The organism is Microbacterium sp. BF1, from assembly GCF_019279095.1.
Lineage (GTDB): Bacteria > Actinomycetota > Actinomycetes > Actinomycetales > Microbacteriaceae > Microbacterium > Microbacterium maritypicum.
Genome location: NZ_JAGYWT010000916.1, coordinates 1 through 500, shown reverse-complemented (window position 1 = coordinate 500; position 500 = coordinate 1). Strand labels below are relative to the sequence as shown.

1 protein-coding gene is annotated in these 500 nt (G+C 34.2%); it reads right to left on the bottom strand.

The genetic code is table 11. The features are described from left to right. Nucleotides 1-321 (bottom strand): GFA family protein (locus KZA10_RS17540; protein ID WP_218683548.1); only part of this gene is annotated, 321 nt, incomplete at its 3' end. Nucleotides 322-500: the final 179 nt, after the last annotated feature.

Below are 500 nucleotides of genomic sequence, written 5' to 3'. Positions count from 1 at the left end.
AAATAAAATATCATTTTCAGGAAGTTTTTCTAAAACTGATATAGATATGCAATAGCCCTTATCTAACACATTATGATAATAAATAGTTGTCCCGCAATGATTGCAGAAGCCCCTTTCCGCTTTACCAACAGCATTATAAGATGACAAAGTATCCTGTGTCCTAAACTCAGGTTCCTCTTGCGCATATAAATAAGCAAAACCAGTACCACCACTACTTTTCCTACACATAGAACAGTGACAGACATGCATCTTTAAGTTGACTAGTCTTACTTGAAATTTAACACGTTGACACAGACAAGCACCCTTAAATTTATTTTCCATTAGTTGCATACTTTCTTTTTTTAAGCCTATTATAGCACAACAAAACGATGGCAAACTTTGGTTCTATCATTAATTATAAGGATATAGGGTCAAATTTCATCTGATTTATGACAACTGGACAAGATGGTTTTTAGTATCAAGTGAACACCCTTTGGTACAACTTGAGACAATATCAGGAC